This window comes from Sphingomonas sp. BRN-1R (assembly GCF_057748035.1).
In genome coordinates, this window is the sequence record NZ_CM173236.1 from 2,989,479 (window position 1) to 3,006,718 (window position 17,240).

The 17,240-nt window shown below is 67.3% G+C and carries 19 protein-coding genes; 5 read left to right on the plus strand and 14 right to left on the minus strand.

Annotation, left to right across the window (positions count from 1 at the left end):
• Window positions 1-6: 6 nt before the first annotated feature.
• From AC3ANX_RS13935 to AC3ANX_RS13975, 9 genes are all read right to left on the minus strand, one after another.
• Complete coding sequence (locus AC3ANX_RS13935) at window positions 7-372, minus strand: hypothetical protein (RefSeq protein WP_488333863.1); 366 nt, start codon at window positions 370-372, stop codon at window positions 7-9.
• 116 nt (window positions 373-488) lie between these two features.
• On the minus strand, window positions 489-1,040 hold the full coding sequence (locus AC3ANX_RS13940) for a F0F1 ATP synthase subunit B family protein (protein WP_488333864.1): 552 nt from the start codon (window positions 1,038-1,040) through the stop codon (window positions 489-491).
• Window positions 1,033-1,527: a F0F1 ATP synthase subunit B family protein gene (locus tag AC3ANX_RS13945; protein WP_488333865.1), complete on the minus strand. Its 495-nt coding sequence runs from the start codon at window positions 1,525-1,527 to the stop codon at window positions 1,033-1,035. Before AC3ANX_RS13945 ends, AC3ANX_RS13940 begins: the two co-directional genes overlap by 8 nt.
• Window positions 1,528-1,543: 16 nt before the next feature.
• A complete protein-coding gene (locus AC3ANX_RS13950) occupies window positions 1,544-1,756 on the minus strand; it encodes a F0F1 ATP synthase subunit C (protein WP_010164404.1) in 213 nt (70 codons plus the stop codon).
• Window positions 1,757-1,816: 60 nt separating this feature from the next.
• Window positions 1,817-2,596 carry a F0F1 ATP synthase subunit A gene (locus AC3ANX_RS13955; RefSeq protein ID WP_488333866.1) on the minus strand — a complete coding sequence of 260 codons (780 nt, stop codon included), beginning with the start codon at window positions 2,594-2,596 and terminating at the stop codon, window positions 1,817-1,819.
• Window positions 2,593-2,883: an AtpZ/AtpI family protein gene (locus AC3ANX_RS13960; RefSeq protein WP_488333867.1), complete on the minus strand. Its 291-nt coding sequence runs from the start codon at window positions 2,881-2,883 to the stop codon at window positions 2,593-2,595. The genes AC3ANX_RS13955 and AC3ANX_RS13960 overlap by 4 nt, the downstream gene beginning before the upstream one ends.
• A gap of 223 nt (window positions 2,884-3,106) precedes the next feature.
• A complete protein-coding gene (locus AC3ANX_RS13965; RefSeq protein WP_488333868.1) occupies window positions 3,107-3,478 on the minus strand; it encodes a YdbL family probable chaperone protein in 372 nt (123 codons plus the stop codon).
• On the minus strand, window positions 3,478-3,648 hold the full coding sequence (locus AC3ANX_RS13970; RefSeq protein WP_488333869.1) for a YnbE family lipoprotein: 171 nt from the start codon (window positions 3,646-3,648) through the stop codon (window positions 3,478-3,480). The genes AC3ANX_RS13965 and AC3ANX_RS13970 overlap by 1 nt, the downstream gene beginning before the upstream one ends.
• Window positions 3,649-3,707: 59 nt before the next feature.
• On the minus strand, window positions 3,708-6,863 hold the full coding sequence (locus tag AC3ANX_RS13975) for an intermembrane phospholipid transport YdbH family protein (RefSeq protein ID WP_488333870.1): 3,156 nt from the start codon (window positions 6,861-6,863) through the stop codon (window positions 3,708-3,710).
• A gap of 93 nt (window positions 6,864-6,956) precedes the next feature.
• Between AC3ANX_RS13975 and radC the strand changes: the two genes are divergently transcribed.
• Together radC and AC3ANX_RS13985 are read left to right on the plus strand one after the other, a co-directional pair.
• Window positions 6,957-7,640 carry a RadC family protein gene (gene radC, locus AC3ANX_RS13980; RefSeq protein ID WP_488333871.1) on the plus strand — a complete coding sequence of 228 codons (684 nt, stop codon included), beginning with the start codon at window positions 6,957-6,959 and terminating at the stop codon, window positions 7,638-7,640.
• Window positions 7,641-7,700: 60 nt separating this feature from the next.
• A complete protein-coding gene (locus AC3ANX_RS13985) occupies window positions 7,701-9,470 on the plus strand; it encodes an aspartyl protease family protein (RefSeq protein ID WP_488333872.1) in 1,770 nt (589 codons plus the stop codon).
• A gap of 406 nt (window positions 9,471-9,876) precedes the next feature.
• On the opposite strand, the gene AC3ANX_RS13990 is transcribed toward AC3ANX_RS13985, so the two are convergent.
• Complete coding sequence (locus tag AC3ANX_RS13990) at window positions 9,877-10,383, minus strand: EF-hand domain-containing protein (protein ID WP_488333873.1); 507 nt, start codon at window positions 10,381-10,383, stop codon at window positions 9,877-9,879.
• Between the two features lie 206 nt (window positions 10,384-10,589).
• Between AC3ANX_RS13990 and purB the strand changes: the two genes are divergently transcribed.
• On the plus strand, window positions 10,590-11,903 hold the full coding sequence (purB, locus tag AC3ANX_RS13995; RefSeq protein ID WP_488333874.1) for an adenylosuccinate lyase: 1,314 nt from the start codon (window positions 10,590-10,592) through the stop codon (window positions 11,901-11,903).
• 600 nt (window positions 11,904-12,503) lie between these two features.
• On the opposite strand, the gene dnaJ is transcribed toward purB, so the two are convergent.
• Entirely contained in the window at window positions 12,504-13,631 is a 1,128-nt protein-coding gene (gene dnaJ / locus AC3ANX_RS14000; RefSeq protein WP_488333875.1) for a molecular chaperone DnaJ, read from the minus strand.
• A gap of 63 nt (window positions 13,632-13,694) precedes the next feature.
• Window positions 13,695-15,593, minus strand: a complete 1,899-nt coding sequence (gene dnaK, locus AC3ANX_RS14005) for a molecular chaperone DnaK (protein WP_488333876.1) — start codon at window positions 15,591-15,593, stop codon at window positions 13,695-13,697.
• Between the two features lie 162 nt (window positions 15,594-15,755).
• Here dnaK and AC3ANX_RS14010 point away from each other — a divergent pair, with 162 nt between their 5' ends.
• Both AC3ANX_RS14010 and AC3ANX_RS14015 read left to right on the plus strand, forming a co-directional pair.
• Complete coding sequence (locus tag AC3ANX_RS14010) at window positions 15,756-16,196, plus strand: copper chaperone PCu(A)C (RefSeq protein WP_488333877.1); 441 nt, start codon at window positions 15,756-15,758, stop codon at window positions 16,194-16,196.
• Between the two features lie 50 nt (window positions 16,197-16,246).
• Window positions 16,247-16,672 (plus strand): vgr related protein, encoded by a 426-nt coding sequence (locus AC3ANX_RS14015; protein WP_488336957.1) that lies wholly within the window; start codon window positions 16,247-16,249, stop codon window positions 16,670-16,672.
• Here AC3ANX_RS14015 and AC3ANX_RS14020 read toward each other — a convergent pair.
• Entirely contained in the window at window positions 16,663-17,028 is a 366-nt protein-coding gene (locus AC3ANX_RS14020) for a type II toxin-antitoxin system VapC family toxin (protein WP_488333878.1), read from the minus strand. The two genes, AC3ANX_RS14015 and AC3ANX_RS14020, sit on opposite strands and share 10 nt — an antisense overlap.
• A complete protein-coding gene (locus AC3ANX_RS14025) occupies window positions 17,025-17,222 on the minus strand; it encodes a type II toxin-antitoxin system VapB family antitoxin (RefSeq protein WP_488333879.1) in 198 nt (65 codons plus the stop codon). The genes AC3ANX_RS14020 and AC3ANX_RS14025 overlap by 4 nt, the downstream gene beginning before the upstream one ends.
• Between the last annotated feature and the right edge of the window lie 18 nt (window positions 17,223-17,240).

Below are 17,240 nucleotides of genomic sequence, written 5' to 3' on the forward strand. Positions count from 1 at the left end.
GCTGATCTAGGGATTCCGGCCGCCCGACACCAGCTTAGTCGACGCGTATCCAGCGAGCGCCTGTTTAAGCGCGGCAAGATCGCACCTGATCGCGGCGAGCATCGTGTCGGTCGGCTTGCCTCCGGACATGCCCTCAGGATCGAGCAACCGCAGGCTCTTGAAGCTCCCACATGTCGGATGGGAGAGCAGGCTGGGGATGTCGGCGTTGAGCACCGTCTTGCCGGCGGGATCGGCGGCGATCGTCTCGATCGGCGTGCTGAGTGTGAATTTCAATGTCGCCGCCGGCGCTCCAGCGGGCGCGGGAGTCTCGGGCGCGACGTGCGCGAAGGCAGGTGTGGCGAGGACAGCCAAGACCCGCGCGGCGAACGTCATCGCAACCTCAGGGGCAACGACAGCGATTCGCCGTCACACCCGGTTTACCGCGCCAAGATCATGTTCACAAAACGCCACGGCGTCGCGGCAAACCGACCGCGACGACCGTACTTGCGTCAGTTGAGCCGGCCGAGCCCCGCGATCGTGCGGTCGACCAGCGCCTTGTCGGCGTCGGCACCATGCCGCTCGGCGAGGATCGTCGCGGCAGCGCGGGTTGCCGCATCGGCGGCGATCGCGCGGACCTCGGCAATCGCGCTGCGCTCGGCAGCGGCGATCTTGTCCTCCGCCATCTGCTGACGGCGCTTGACGAGTTCGGCAGCGTCGGCTTCGGCCTTGGCGAGCGTCGCCTTGGCTTCCGCCTGTGCATGCGCGACGATCGCCGCGGCGTCGCCCTCGCTCGCGGCGTTGCGTGCCTTGGCCTGCGCGAGCGCCGCCTCGGCCTCGGCCCGCAGCTTGGAGGCTTCGTCCAGCTGCGTCCGGATCGTGGCGATGCGCGCGTCGAGCATCCCGGCGATCGCCTTGGGCACCTTGGCGGCGATGATGATCGCAACCACGACCAGCATCGACAAAGCCACGAACATCGGCGGCGTGACGCCGAGGAAGTTCAGTTCATGGTGCAGTTCCACGGTCCCGGTCCTCGCCGTCATGGTGGGATGCGCTTCAGCCATGCATCAATTCCGTCTTCACCTGGCTCTCGATCCGGGCGCGATCGACCGTCACGCCCGACAGTTTGGCGAGGATCGACCCCACCGCGTCGACCGTCGCCGTTTCAATCTCGGCCACGGCGGTCTGCTTGGATGCGGCAACCGCATCCGTCGCCCGCGCCAGCCGCTCCGCCGCCGCAGCGTCGCCCGCTTTCAGCGTGGTCTCCGCGTGGGCGGTGGCGCTGGCCTTGGCCTCGGCGACCGCCTTGGCCGCCTGCGAACGGGCCGTGTCGAGGCCCGCCTGATAGCGTTCCTCGTCGGCGCGCGCGGTGTCCCGCGCGGCCGCCGCTGCGGCGAGGTCCGCCGAGATGCGGGCGTTACGGTCATCGACCGTGCGCTCGATCTTGGGGACCATCGCCTTGCCGATCCCGAAGTAGATCAGCGCGAACACGATCGCGAGCCAGAAAAGCTGCGAGGCGTAGATCTCGCCGATCTGGGATAGCTGCGGCATCGTTCCGTCTCTTCGCTTACTTGACGACGAAGAGGATGAGGATCGCGACGACGAACGCGATCAGGCCGAGAAGCTCGGAAGCCGCGAAGCCGATGAACAGGCGGCCCTGCTGGCCGTCTGCCGCGCCCGGGTTGCGCAGCGCGCCTTCGAGGAACGAACCGAACACGTTGCCCACGCCGAGCGCGGCAAGGCCGACGCCGATCGCTGCGAGGCCGGCACCGATGTACATTGCGCCAAGATCAGTCATGTTGAACTCCCTGAGAAATACGAAAGGTAAGTGATTGAAAACCTAGTGCAGATGCACCGCGTCGTGAAGGTAGAGCGACGTCAGCAGCGCGAACACATACGCCTGGATCGCGCAGACCAGCAGTTCGAGTGCGCTCACCCCGACGATCATGACGAAGCTGAGGATCGCCACCACCGGTCCGAGCGCGCCGCCCGCGTTGAGGCCCTGCACCACGAAGCTGCCGAACACTTCGAGCAGGATGTGCCCCGCCGTCATCGCGACGAACAGTCGCAACCCGAGCGAGAACGGGCGCACCATGAACGAGACGAACTCGACCGGGATGATGACCGGCATCAGCCACGCGGGCGCACCATGCGGCACGAACAGCGATAAGAACTTGAGGCCATGCTTGGCGAACCCGACGACCAGCACAATCGCGAAGGAGAAGAACGCCAGAACCGCCGTAACCGTGATGTGGCTCGTCACCGCGAAGGTGTGCAGCCCCGGCACGATCGCCAGCGGCAGTACGCCGATCAGGTTCGAGATCAGAATGAAGAAGAACAGCGAGAAGATATAGGGTGCGAACTTCTTGCCGCCCTTGCCGATGCTGGTGTCGACCATGTTGTCGATGAAGCCGACCATCATCTCGACCATCACCTGCCAACGGCCGGGGATGAGCTGCCGCTTCAATCCGCCGCTGACCAGCACCGCCAGCAGCGCGCCGACGACGACCATGAATAGCGCCGAATTGGTGAACGAGATATCGAAACCGCCGAGATGGATCGGTCGCGTCAAAGGCGCGACGTGGAACTGCTCCATCGGGTCGATTCTGCCGGCGCTCATTCGGCGCGCTCCTTCGAAATACGGTAGATGTTGCGGAAAGCGACGATGATGCTGAGCACGAACAGGATCAGGAAACCCCAAGGGCCGGTGCCGAACCAATGGTCGATCGCCAGACCCAGGATCGCCCCGCCCGCCGGCGCGCCGATCAGCTCCATCAGCACGCGCGTACCCTGCGCATAGCCCTTGGGCTGCGGCTTGACCGGCTTCGCCGCACGCGCCTCGTCAGCCGCCTTCGCCTTCGCGATACGGTAATCAAGATCGTCATCGTGACGAAGTTCGGCCAACACCCAAGCACCCTGATAAGAAAACGCCGCCGCGCTTGGCGCGACGACGAAACATGGGGCATCACCCCCGTTGCCGGTGCGTTTAGAAAAGGGGTGCAGCCAAGTCAACCGCGACGCAGGCAGTCGGAAAGCGCGCAATTACGCCGGCTTGCAGTACCGTTTACCGGCAAGCGGCGCCGCGTTTGTCTGTGGTAGCGCTCGCAGACACGCGTGGCATCTCCGCCGTTCAGACGCAGCGCGAATCGCGTTCGGGCGCGGCGGCGGTGCGAGTCGCCCAACTGCCGCCGGGCGTCTTGTACTTCTCGCCCGGCGCGGTCGCCGCGATCAGGCGACAACCGGAGGTGAACGCCATCTGCTCGACCGTGGCGCCGGCCGCCGCGCTTTCGGTATATTTCGCCTTGCGCTGAATGTTGATGCTGCTGACCAGCGCGCGCAGCTCGGGCGTGCCGCCACCGACCACGCCGAGATAGCCGTCGGGCTGCTCGCCGATCTGCCCGGCCGAGCGTGCCGCCTGATAGGCAGGGTCGCGCTGCGCGACGGCGGGGGTGGCGGCCGCGAGGCCGGCGGCGATCAGGACGAGGCTACGAACGGTGTTCATCAGAAAATCCCCGGGTTCGACTGGATCAACGACTTCGCCTCGCCATCGAGACGATAGACGACCTCCTGAGTCACGTTGATGTTGAGGTTGATGACGATCGGCTTGTCGGGCGCGGTGACGTTGACGCACCCTGCGGCCAGCATCGGCACCATCGCGCCGGCGATCATCATCCATCTCTGCATCGGGCGACTCGTCGGTCTCCGCTTGGCTTTCGTCAATCCTGTTTCGGTCATGGCACCTTGTCGCTTGCGGGAGGCTGAACGGGTGGCGTTGCTTGCGCTTTCTTCTGCTGCTCGATCAGCGCGGGCAGGTTGCGCTCGATCAACCGCTTGGGATCGTAAAAGGACTGCGCCGAATCGATCAACTGGCGGAAGGGCGCGCGGATCGTCACGTTGAAGACGAGCGGCAGCTTCTGGAGCCGGTCGAACAGAAAGTTGCGCCTGGCCCCCTTGCCCTGCCCGACACCGGCGAACTTGACCTCGGTAATCATCTCACCGGCAAGCGGGCCGTTCATGACGATGCCAAGGCTGCGGTAGCGCAGCGACTTGAGCGCCTGGAACGCGAAATCGCCCCAGGTGCCGAGGTCCTTCTGGCTGATCTCGCCGACATAGGCGATCGTGCCGCCCTCGCCCTGCACGGTGAGGCGGCCGTTCTCGATACGCCCGCCGGTCGCGTCGAAGATCATCGGCAGCACGCCATCGAACGTGCCGGTCGCGTCCAGGTTCTTGAAGTCGAATTGCTGGAGGAACTGCGCGGCGTCGATGCCGGTGACGCGGAAGGTCATGTGGCGTTCGACCGGCTGCGAGAAATCGAGCAGCGTCGGCTCCAGCACCAAAGCGCCGCCCGCGAACGGCCAGCGCCCGTCCTCCACCATCACCTGCGTGCCCGCGCGCAATTGCAGGCGGATCGTCCCGTCGTTGACCGGCACGCCGGGGTTGATCGTCTTGACCGTCACCACCTGCCCGGGCGCGCTTTCGAGCGCGAGCAGATCGGTGAAGCGGATCGTGCCGGCAATGCCGCTGACCGGACCGAAGGCGGCGGCGAGGTCCATGCCCGCGGTGGAGAACACGCCGTCGCTCGACACGCCGGCCTTGCTCCAGCGGATGCGCCCCTCGCCCTTCACCGTGCCCGCCACGTCGGCGATCACGCCGAAGGTGAGCGGGGTCAGCAGATCAGGCTGGAACGGCTTGCCGAAGGTGATCCCGCCCACCGCCAGATCGGCGTGGCCCGAGGCATCGCCGAGGTCGTGGACGATGCTGACATCGGCGACTTTGACCTGCCTGGTCGGCTCGACCAGCGTGCCGGTGGTGGTGATCCTGCCGCCCGCGAGCGTCAGCGCGACGTTCCGTGCGGCGAGCGACCTGAAGCGCGGGCTCGCGGCGGTGTCGCCCACCGTCAGCGCGCCGTCGAGCGCAAGCGTGCCGCCCGCGAAACGCCATGTGCCACCTGCGGCGGACAGCGCGAGCGGGACGTTGGCGATCTGCCCGCCGCCACCTGCGAAGGCGCCACCGAGCGCGCCGCCTGCCGCATGTCCGTCGAGCGTCGCGAAATCGAGCCGGGTCTGGCGCTCGACCGGGCCGAGTTTCGCCGACACGCCCGCCAGCGTGAAGCCGGTGTCGCCGAGCCGCACGCTGCCGCCACTCGCCGCGATCGACAGCGGCGTGCCACCGAGCGTGCCGCGCAGGGTGGTCGCCGCCAGCCGCGCCCCGCCGCCGAGCCGCCCGCCGGCCAGCGTCACCAGCCCCGCGCCGGTCGGGCACAAGGTCAGCCGCGTCGGATCAAGCGCGAGGCTCGACACCGCGACACGCGCGACGGCGAGCGGGGTGCAGGACGGATTGACGATCACCCGGTCGCGCCCGTTCCAGTAGAGCGACAGCGGCGCGGCAAGCCGCTCGACACGACCGCCCGCCAGCGGCCCGGACAGCGTCACCCGCGTCTCGACATGCGTGTTGCCGCCCGGCGTCGCGGTGAAGCGCACCGGCGCGAGCGCAAGCGTCGCGCCGCCCGTCGCATAGTCGGCCAGCGTGGCGGTGCCGGTGATCGCGCCGCCCGGCTGCGCCTGCGTGAGCGCAACGTGCGCGGTCGGAAAGCCGCCGCCTTGCAGCGTCGCATTGCCGTCGATCAGCGCGCGACCGCCCGGCCAGCCAAAAGCGATGCCCCGCCCGCCCGACACATCGAGCCGCGCGCCCGACTGGCTGCGTGCATCGAGCCGCGCCAGCGATACGCGCCCGGTCGCACCGTTCAGCACGGCCGCGATGTCCGCCTCGCCGTCGATCGAGCGCAACGCCGCCTCGCCCGCCGTGGCGAGCCCGGCGAGGATCGGGCCGGTAGGCGTGCTCGGATCGGGTTTGCGATACGCGGCGAGCTGGCGGCGCAACGCCTCGCCCGCGACAATGCCGGTGCCGCGCACCGTGCCTGCAATCCGGCTCTGCGCCCCCGCCACCGCGTAGCGCCCGGCGAAGCCCAGCGCGTGCGCCGCCGCGCCGGGCAGCGTCGCCACGCCGCTGCGCAGCTCCGCCGTGCCGCTGGTGCCGCGCGCGGTGCCGTCGAAGCTCACCAGACCGCCAACCGCCTCGGCCCGCGCGCCGCCCCCCGTCGCCGCCTCCGCCCCAAGCCGCACGTCGCCGCCCCAGCGTTCGAGATGCGCGCCGAGCGTCGCCTTGATCGTTGTCGCCAGCCGCGTCGCCGCCACGCCGTCGCACGCGATGCCGCCCGCGCGCATCGGCCCCGCGAACGTCGAGCGCCCGCCGCGCGTCGATACCGTCAGCGCCAGCACCGCGTGCGACAGCGTGCAGCCGCCCTGCGCCAGCCGCTCGCTCACCGCCGCGACCTGCCCGCCGAATCCGTCGTCGAGCCGCCCGCGCCCGGACAGCTTGGCGCCGACCACGCCATACGGCGTCTCGATCCGGACGCGGACATCGGCAAGATCAAGCCGGATCGCAGGCAGGGCGAACGGCGCGCCGCCGCCCGACGCGGGGATCAGCCGGTCGAGCGTGCCGAGGGACACGCGCCCATCGACAAGCCGCGCGCGCACCCGCACCCGCCCGGCGCGCACCCCTGTCACGCGCACACCGCCGCTGGCGAACGCGGTGTCGATCTCAATCCAGTCGGCGACGAGATCGGGGTGCGCAGGGTCGCCCAGCACGGCGTTCGTCAGCCGCTGGCGGTTGAAGCCCAGATCGGCGATCTCGTACCGCCCCGGCACCTTGTGCGCGGCGAGATACCGATCGGCATAGCCGCGCGCGATCTGCTTGCGCTGGCTCCACAGCACAATCAGCGCGACCAGCAGCAGACACGCCACCACCAGCAACACGCGTCGCAATCGCGCGAAGCCGGTGCGCGGCGGGGCGGGCTCCGCAGGTTCTACAGTCTCTCCTGCCGTCACGCCGCGTCCGCACTCCCGTCCATGCCGGACCTTTTAGGCCGGCTTTCCAGCGATTGCACGCGCGCGCGCAACACCTTAGTCGTGACAGCGGCGATGAGCGTTCCCGAACCCGACCATAGCGGCCACCGCGCCCGGCTCCGCAAGCGGCTCACCGAGCAGGGCGGCGAGGGTCTGCTCGACCATGAGCTGATCGAATATCTGCTCGCGCTGGCGATTCCCCGCCGCGACACCAAGCCGCTCGCCAAGGCGCTGCTGGCGGAATTCGGCGGCATCGGCGGGCTGCTCACCGCCGACCCGGAGGCGCTGTCGCGCGTGTCGGGCATGGGCGAAACCTCGGTCGCGGCGATCAAGATCGCGCATGCCGCCGCGATCCGGCTGGTCAAGGCCGAGGTGGCGGCGCGGCCGGTGCTGGCGAACTGGCAGGCGCTGCTCGACTATCTGCGCGCCGACATGGCGCACCACAATATCGAACGCGTGCGCGTGCTGCACCTCAACGCGCGCAACATGCTGATCCGCGACGAGGTGATGAACGAAGGCTCGGTCGACGAGGCGCCGGTCTATACCCGCGAGGTGATCCGCCGCGCGATCGACCTCGGCTCGGCCGCGATCATCCTCGTCCACAACCACCCGAGCGGCGACCCCTCGCCCAGCCGCGCCGACATCGAGATCACGCGCAAGGTCGGCGAGGCAGGCAAGCGGCTCGGCATCGCGCTTCATGACCATATCATAATCGGCAGCGAGGGCCATTCCAGCTTGCGCGCGATGGGCCTGATCTGACAGGATTTGATCGACTCGACCCGGGGGCCGCACGGCATGACGCGTTTTTCGATCCGCTTGTTGGCCGCGCCCCTTGCTCTTGCGGCGTTCCACGCGGCACCTGCGGCGGCAGCGGAATGCAAGCTCGGCGTGATGGCCGACTTGCCGGTGACGATGGAGGGCTTGCGCGCCAGCGTACCCGTCAAGATCGACGGGAAGGACACGCGGCTTTGGCTCGACAGTGGCGCGTTCTTCAGCCTGATGCCGCGCGCCAAGGCGATGGAGCTTGGCCTCAAGATCGGCTCGGCGCCGTTCGGCCTGTATCTGGTCGGTGTCGGCGGCTCCTCTTCGACCGATCTCGTCACCGTCAAAAAGTTCGGCATCGCCGACAAGTCGCTCGATAACGTGCAGTTCCTGGTCGGCGGCAGCGACGTCGGCAACGGGCTGATCGGGCGCAACCTGCTCGCCATGGCAGATACCGAGTTCGATCTCGCCGGCGGCTCGGTCAAGCTGGTGCGCCCGCACGACTGCACCAACGTGGCGATCGCCTATTGGGCGAAGGGCAAGCCGTTCTTCACGGCAACGCTCGACGTCGGCGACAACCCGCAGAACCACCAGTTCCAGGTGCCGGTGAAGATCAACGGCGTGGAGATCACAGCGGAATATGACAGCGGCGCACCCACCACGCTGCTGACGCGCCGGGCGGCGCAAAAGGCGGGGATCGCGCTCGACGGGCCGGGTGCGGTGCCGATCGACGGCATCGGCGGCCTGGGCCAGCGCTCCAGGCCCGGCTGGTCGGTGCCGGTGCAAAGCGTCGCGATCGGTGACGAGACCGTGCTCAAGACCCGGCTCGACGTGATCGACGGCGTGATTGTCGAGAACGGCCCGGACATGCTGATCGGCGCGGATTACATGCTCGCCCACCATATCTACGTCGCACGCAGCCAGCGCCGCATCTACTTCACGTACAGCGGCGGCAAGGTGTTCCGGGCGTCGGCCGGCGCACCTTCGGGGGCGAGCGGCGCGGCGCTCCCCGCCAACGTCCAGCGCGTCGCGCCGGTGACGAACGCGGACGCGGTGCCGAAGACCGCCGACGAATTCGCCCGTCGCGCCAGCGCCCGCATGGCGCAGAACGCTTATGCGGACGCGATCGCCGATCTTACCAAGGCGATCGCGCTCGCGCCGGCCACCGCAGGCTTCTACCGCGACCGCGCGCTCGCTTATGGCGCGACCGGGCAGCGCGGCCTCGCCCGCACCGATATCGAGAAGGCGATCGATCTCGCGCCCGGCGACGGCGGCTTGCTGCGCGCGCGCGCGATGCTGCGGCTGCGCGAACACGACCGTGCCGGCGCGCTTGCCGATACCGAAGCGGCGGCGCGCACCACCCCGCCCGCTTCGCTGGAGGCGGTGCCGATCGCCAACCTGTTCGCCCGGCTCGACCAGCCTGCGCGCGGCATCGCGATGCTCGGCCCGGTCATCGCCAGCCACCAGCAGGACAGCAACCTCGCCCGGCTGCTCAACGCACGGTGCTGGATGCGCGCGCAGGCGGGGATCGAGCTCGACGCCGCGCTGGACGATTGCAATCGCGCGCTGAAGCGCGCGAGCGGGCAACCGGCGTTTCTCGACAGCCGCGGGCTCGTCCATCTGCGGCAGGGCCAATATGCCGCCGCGATCACCGACTATGACGCCGCGCTCGCGGCCGAGCCGGAGCTGGCATGGTCGCTCTACGGGCGCGGGCTGGCGAAGATCGCGCTGGGGCAAAAGGAGGCGGGCGAGGCCGACAAGGCCGCCGCGCTCGCGATCGCCCCGGACATCGCCGAGGAGGCGAGGCACCACGGCATCGGGCGATGAAGCGCCAGCGAACACCTCCCCGAGTAGCGGCCGAGTAGTCAACGCAGTCGGTGCACCGAGGCCGCGTGTCGAGGGACCGCCCCGCACATTACCCGTGCTTCGATACGCGCTGTCGACACGCCCGACGGGTAATTCGATCCCCACTCGGCACGAACGGGGTCTTTCGCGCAAACAACCGTTCGTCCCGAGCGAAGTCGAGGGGCCGACCGCGCGCAGGTGCCCCGACTTCGACCCGCAGGGCCGAACTTTATCCTGAGCGGCGGCTTGCCGGCCAGCCGAAGCGTTCGACACGAACGGTCGTGGCGGACCTACAAACATTTGCGTCCTGCGTGCCGAACGCAAAAAAGGCCGCCGGACCCTTTCGGATCCGGCGGCCCCTGCCCGCCTGCGGTGCGACCCTCGGGGATTACGATTTACCTTGCGACAGGAAGCCGGTCAGTTCGGTCTTCGACACGGTCTTGCTTTTATCCTTGTCGGCGCTGGCGAAGGCTTGGCCGACCCAAGTCTTGGTTGCGGGCGCTTCGGCCTTGGTGCTGGGGTCGCTCGCCGTCTTGAGCGCGACCATCCAGTCGGCGAACTCGGCCTTGCTCAGCACGCCGTTCTTGTCCTTGTCGTAGGACGCGAACTCGCTGTCGACCACCTGCGCGACTTGCGAGCCGCCCGATGCCGGCTGACCGGTGGTCTGCGCCGGTGCGGCGGTTGCGGTCTGCGCGGTGTCGGCCGGGGCCGGCGTCTGCGCCATCGGCTGCTGCGCGGTCGGCGCGGCCGCAGCGGGGGCGGCCTGCGCCGGCGCACCAGTCTGCGGTGTCGCGGACTGTGTCATCGGTGCGGCCTGATCGGCCGGCGCTGTGGTCTGCGCAAATGCGGGAGCAGCAAGACCCATTGCGGCACAAAGAAGAATGGCTTTTTTCATCGTTTCTCTCCTTATCCTTACTGAAACTCTTGTGATATGCGCTCTGCCATCACTGGCGGCGCTCACATCGTTACAACCCCTTGTCCAACAAGATGGTTCACCGTAACGATATTTGAAGCCTCGCCTCGTCCCTGCTAACGCGCAGCTCACCGCGAATCCGTGGTGATTCTGCGACGACATGAGCCGTCCAGCGCAAAGGAAGTCCAATGGTCCCCCGCTATTCCCGCCCCGAGATGACCGCGATCTGGACGCCCGAGGCGCGCTTCCGCATCTGGTTCGAGATCGAAGCCTATGCCACCGATGCGCTGGCCGAGCATGGTGTCGTCCCCAAATCCGCCGCGATCGCGCTGTGGGACTGGTGGAAGACCAATCCTGCGATCGACGTGCCCGCGATCGACGCGATCGAGGCCGTCACCAAGCATGACGTCATCGCCTTCCTCACCTGGGTCGCCGAACAGGTCGGTGACGAGGCGCGCTTCATGCACCAGGGCATGACCTCGTCGGACGTGCTCGACACCTGCCTGTCGGTGCAGCTCGCGCGCGCAACCGACATCCTGCTCGCCGATCTCGACCGGCTGCTCGCCGCGCTCAAGACGCGTGCTTACGAGCACAGGATGACGCCGACGATCGGCCGCAGCCACGGCATCCATGCCGAGCCGGTCACCTTCGGCCTCAAGATGGCCGAGGCCTATGCCGAGTTCGCGCGCTGCCGCAAACGGCTGGTCGCCGCGCGCGAGGATATCGCCACCTGCGCGATCTCCGGCGCAGTCGGCACCTTCGCCAACATCGACCCGGCGGTCGAGGCGCATGTCGCCGAGCGGCTCGGCCTCGCGGTCGAGCCGGTGTCGACACAGGTGATCCCGCGCGACCGCCACGCGATGTATTTCGCGACGCTCGGCGTGATCGCCTCCTCGATCGAGCGGCTCGCGGTCGAGGTGCGCCACCTTCAGCGCACCGAGGTGCTGGAGGCCGAGGAGTATTTCTCGCCCGGTCAGAAGGGCTCGTCGGCGATGCCGCACAAGCGCAACCCGGTGCTGACCGAGAACCTTACCGGGCTTGCCCGCATGGTGCGCGGCTATGTCACGCCCGCGCTGGAGAACGTGGCGCTGTGGCATGAGCGCGACATCAGCCACTCCTCGGTCGAGCGCTACATCGCGCCCGACGCGACGATCACGCTCGACTTCGCGCTGGCGCGGCTGACCGGCGTAATCGAGAAGCTGCTCGTCTATCCGGCGCGTATGCAGAAGAACCTCGATAAGATGGGTGGCCTCGTCCACTCGCAGCGCGTGCTGCTGGCGCTGACGCAGGCGGGGGTGAGCCGCGAGGATTCGTACCGGCTCGTGCAGCGCAACGCGATGAAGGTGTGGGAGAGCGACGGCGAGTTGTCGCTGCTCGAGCTGCTCAAGGCAGACCCCGAGGTCACGGCGGCGCTCTCGCCCGAGGTGATCGAGGACAAGTTCGATCTCGGCTACCACCTCAAGCACGTCGACACGATCTTCGCGCGGGTGTTCGGCGAATGAACGGTCGCGCCGCCCTCTCCCCACAATCGTCATGCCAATGAAAGCTGGCATCTCCCGGCGAGAGGGCGCGCCCTCTCCGCGAGAGACCCCAGCTTTCGCTGGGGTGACGATACGCCGTGCAGAGCAACCTACTTTCGCTCCGATAAACGGTTCATCGCGCTGAATGCACGGTTCAGCGTGCAAATGCTGCACTTGCGAATGCGAGTAATAAAATTGCGCAGAAACGCAATAATCTCCAAATGAGCGCCAAGCCGGAATAGCCCGGCTGGAGACCCTACCATGCGCATCTTCCAGAACCTTGCCGGCGGCATCTTTGCTGTCGCGGGTATCGCGCTGGTGGTCGAGGTCCTCATCCTCTGATCCATCGGCCGACCCCGCCCCTTTCACGAGGGGCGGAACGGCCGGCGGGATCGACGAATTTCTGACGGTTCGACGGCCTGCCATAGCGCGGCGCGTCTTTTTCCTAGAAAAATGATTCCCGGCGAAGGCCGGGGTCCAATTCGAACGGACACTGTGGGGGAGCGCATCGCTCCAGCACATTCGTTCCGCAACTGGACCCCGGCCTTCGCCGGGGAACACCTAAACAACGTCTTCGGGCTATTACCCCCAGGCGCCCTTCATCTTCTGAAAGAACCCGGCGCTCTGCGGCGTCTCCGCGCCCGTCTCGGTGGCGCGCAGTTCCTCGAGCAGCTCGCGCTGGCGCGCGCTCAGCTTGGTGGGGGTCTCAACCTCGATCCGCACCACCAGATCGCCGCGCCCGCGCCCTTGCAGCACCGGCATGCCCGCACCGCGCTGGCGCAGTTCGCGGCCGTGCTGCGTGCCCGCCGGAATCTTGATGTGATGCTGCTCGCCGTCCGGCCCCGGAATGGTGATCTCGCCACCCAGAGCCGCCGTGGTGAAGCTGATCGGCGCGCGCGCGAGCAACGTCGTGCCCTCGCGCTCGAACAGCGCATGCCGCGCGACATGCAGGAAGATGTAGAGATCACCGGCCGGCGCACCGCGCAAGCCCGCCTCGCCTTCACCGGTCAGGCGGATGCGCGTACCCTCGTCGACCCCGGGGGGCACGTTGACGGTGAGCGTCTTGGTCTTCTCGACACGGCCCTCGCCGTGGCAGGTGCCGCACGGATCGGCGATCACGCGGCCCGCGCCGTGGCATGACGGGCAGGTCCGCTCGACCACGAAGAAGCCCTGCTGCGCGCGCACCTTGCCGTGGCCGGCGCAGGTGGTGCAGGTCTTGGCGCTGGTGCCGCGCTTGGCGCCGGTGCCCTCGCAGGTGTCGCACACCGCCGACACGTCGACCGTCACTTCGGTCGAGCGGCCGTTGAACGCATCCTCCAGGCTGATTTCCATGTCGTAGCGCAGGTCCGCGCCACGTCGCGGCCCGCTGCGGCCACCGCCGCCACGCTCGCCGCCCATGAATTCGCCGAAGATGTTTTCGAAAATATCGCTGAACGCGCCGAAATCCTGCGCGCCGCCGCCACCGCCGCCCGGTCCGCCGTTACGGAATGCCGCGTGCCCGAAGCGATCATAGGCTGCACGCTTCTGCGGGTCCTTGAGGCAGTCATAGGCCTCGCTGATCGCCTTGAAGCGGCCTTCGCTGTCCTTGCACCCGGCATTGCGATCCGGGTGGAATTTCATCGCGAGCTTGCGATACGACGCCTTGATGGTGGCGTCGTCCGCGGTGCGCTCGCATTCGAGCAGTTCGTAGAAATCGACTTCGGTGGTCATATATGGCCCCCGCCCCCCGGCCGCCCCCGCACGATGCGGAGACGGCCGGGCAAGCGCAACAGATTACGCCTTGCTATCGTCGACTTCGGAGAATTCCGCGTCGACCACGTCCTCATGCGGCGCTTCCGAGCCCGCCTGCGGCGAGGCTTCCGACTGCGCCTGCTTCTCGTAGATCGCCTGACCGAGCTTCATCGCGACCTGCGCGAGCGTCGCCGCCTTCTCCTTCATCGCCTCGGCATCGCCACCCTCGATTGCAGTCTTGGTCGCGGCGATCGCGTCCTCGATCTCGCCCTTCAGCGAGGCATCGACCTTGTCGCCGTTCTCGGCAAGCTGACGCTCCGTCGTGTGGACGAGGCTTTCGGCGTTGTTCTTCGCCTCAGCCGATTCACGACGCTTCTTGTCGTCTTCGGCGAACTGCTCGGCATCGCGCACCATCTGCTCGATGTCGCGATCCGACAGACCGCCCGAGGCCTGGATGCGGATCTGCTGTTCCTTGCCCGTGCCCTTGTCCTTGGCGGACACGTTGACGAGGCCATTGGCGTCGATGTCGAACGTCACCTCGATCTGCGGCACGCCGCGCGGAGCGGGCGGGATGCCGACGAGATCGAACTGGCCGAGCAGCTTGTTGTCCGCCGCCATTTCGCGCTCGCCCTGGAAGACGCGGATCGTCACGGCATTCTGGTTGTCGTCCGCCGTCGAGTACGTCTGCGACTTCTTGGTCGGGATCGTCGTGTTGCGGTCGATCATGCGGGTGAACACGCCACCCAGCGTCTCAATGCCGAGCGACAGCGGCGTCACGTCGAGCAGCAGCACGTCCTTGACGTCGCCCTGGAGCACGCCCGCCTGAATGGCGGCACCCATCGCCACGACCTCGTCGGGGTTGACGCCCGAATGCGGCTCCTTGCCGAAGAAGTCCTTCACGACCTGACGGACCTTGGGCATGCGCGTCATGCCGCCGACGAGGACGACTTCGCTGATGTCCGCCGCCTTCACGCCGGCATCGTTGAGCGCCTTCTTGCACGGCTCCAGCGTACGCTGGATCAGATCCTCGACCAGTCGCTCGAGATCGGCGCGGGTGATCGCCTTGACGAGATGCTTCGGGCCGTTCTGATCGGCGGTGATGAACGGCAGGTTGACCTCGGTGGTCGCCGCCGACGACAGCTCGATCTTCGCCTTCTCGGCCGCTTCCTTCAGACGCTGGAGCGCCAGCTTGTCCTTGGTGAGATCGATGCCTTCCGCCTTCTGGAAGTCGCTCGCCAGGAAGTTGAGCAGCTTGTTGTCGAAGTCCTCACCGCCGAGGAAGGTGTCGCCGTTGGTGGCCTTCACCTCGAACACGCCGTCGCCGATCTCGAGGATTGAGATGTCGAACGTGCCGCCGCCAAGGTCATAGACCGCGATGGTCTTGTTGGTGTCCTTGTCGAGCCCGTAGGCGAGCGCCGCCGCCGTCGGCTCGTTGATGATGCGCAGCACTTCGAGGCCGGCGATCTGGCCGGCGTCCTTGGTCGCCTGGCGCTGAGCGTCGTTGAAGTACGCCGGCACGGTGATGACCGCCTGCGTGACGGTCTCGCCGAGATACGCCTCCGCGGTTTCCTTCATCTTCTGGAGCGTGAAGGCCGAGATCTGCGAGGGCGAATAGTCCTTGCCGCCGGCACCGACCCATGCGTCGCCGTTGTTGCCGCGCACGATCTTGTAAGGAACCAGCTCGGTGTCCTTCTTGGTGATCGGATCGTCGAAGCGGCGGCCGATCAGGCGCTTCACCGCGAAGATGGTGTTCTCAGGGTTCGTCACCGCCTGGCGCTTGGCCGGCTGGCCGACCAGCCGCTCGCCATCCTTGGCGAACGCGACGATCGACGGCGTGGTGCGGGCACCCTCGACGTTTTCGATGACCTTGGGCTTGCCGCCCTCCATCACCGAGACGCAGCTGTTGGTCGTGCCCAGATCGATACCGATTACTTTTGCCATTGGTCCTCTACGGCCCCCGTCATGTTCAAGTTAGCAACACATAAGCGGCGCCCCCGATTGGGCGACACCGCGCTCTACTCGAGCGATATAGGGGGGCTTTCGCTTGTCGCAAGATTTGCGCGCGCCTAGAGGAAAGGTTCCTTTCCCGAAGTGGGAGCATGCATGCGTATCCTCGGCCTTCTGTTCGCGATCCTGTTGGGGTTGAGCGGGTGTAGCCAGCCCCGGCAATTCTATATCGATCACGGCTATGTCCGGCTCGCGGCCGCGCCCGGACGGCCGGCGGTGGCCTATTTCACGCTGCACGGCGGCCCGGCCGACATGACGCTGATCGCAGTACGCAGCGAACTCGCCATCAAATCGGAAATCCACCAATCCGAGATGAGCGGCAGCATGGCGACGATGAAGCCGGTCGATCATGTCGCCTTGCCCGCAGGCGGCACGGTGGCGTTCAAGCCCGGCGGGCTGCACGTCATGCTGTTCGACGTCAATCCGGCAGTGAAGCCTGGCAAGACCACCACGCTCAACTTCACCTTCGCCGATAGCAGCCGCTACGAATATGATGCGCTGGTGATCGCCCCCGGCGACCCTGCGCCAAAGTTTTGACGCGCACCGCACGGCCGCTGACACCCGGCGAGATCGCGCTTGCCCGCGGCATGTTCGGCGACGCGATCGATTATGCGGCGGTGCGGATCGTGCTCGGCAAATGGGCGTTCTTCCAGCCGCGCGATACGGTGATGGCGCCGCGCGGCAACATCCATTTTCATCCCAAGGGCACCGCCTATCGCGACGATTTCTCCGTCGCGCCACTGGCTGCGCAGGGACTGTTCATCCACGAGATGACCCACGTCTGGCAGCACCAGCGCGGGGTTTTCCTGCCGATCCGGCGCCACCCCTTCTCGCGATACGATTATGCGATCCGCCCGGGCGTGGCGCTGACCGGCTACGGCATCGAGCAACAGGCCGAGATCGTGCGGCATGCCTTCGTGCTGCGCAGCGGCGGCCGCGTGATCGGAGCGCCGGAGCGCGAGGTTTACGAGGGGATGCTGCCGTTTGTGGAGTTCGGCCGCCCTCAGATTTGATCGGCAGCGACGGAGAGGCGCATGGCCGCGCCCCGGAGCCGCTTGTCACGCGTCCATAGTCGCACGCCGGTCAGCAGCGCCGATGCCAGCAGGTGAACGTCGACATAGCCGATCCCCAGCCCGAACAAGCGATGCTGATCGATGAACGGCATAATCTCGTCGTTCGCAGCGCCCCGTGCGCGCGGCAGGCCTTCCAGTGCCCGCAGGACGGTATCCCGCTGTCTGAGACTGCCGAGCGCCAGCTCGCCAATCACAAACGGGTGGATCATCACATCGCTTCCGGCGAGCAGATGCGAAAGCGCGGGCTCGCCCTTCCGCAGATGATCGACCCAGACCGACGTGTCGACCAGAATCACGCGGGGTCGGTTTGCCGCCGCGGCGCTGCCGCAAGATCCGGCTCGGTGCCGCCGAGCCGAGCAAGGCGCAACGCGCTTTCGCGGGCGATCAATGCCTTTAGCGCCTCGCGCACCAGCGACGACTTTTCGGTAATTCCGGTAAAGGCCTGCGCCTTGGCGATAAGATCGTCGTCGAGCGCGAGTGTGGTCCGCATGACAGATGCTCCTTGAGC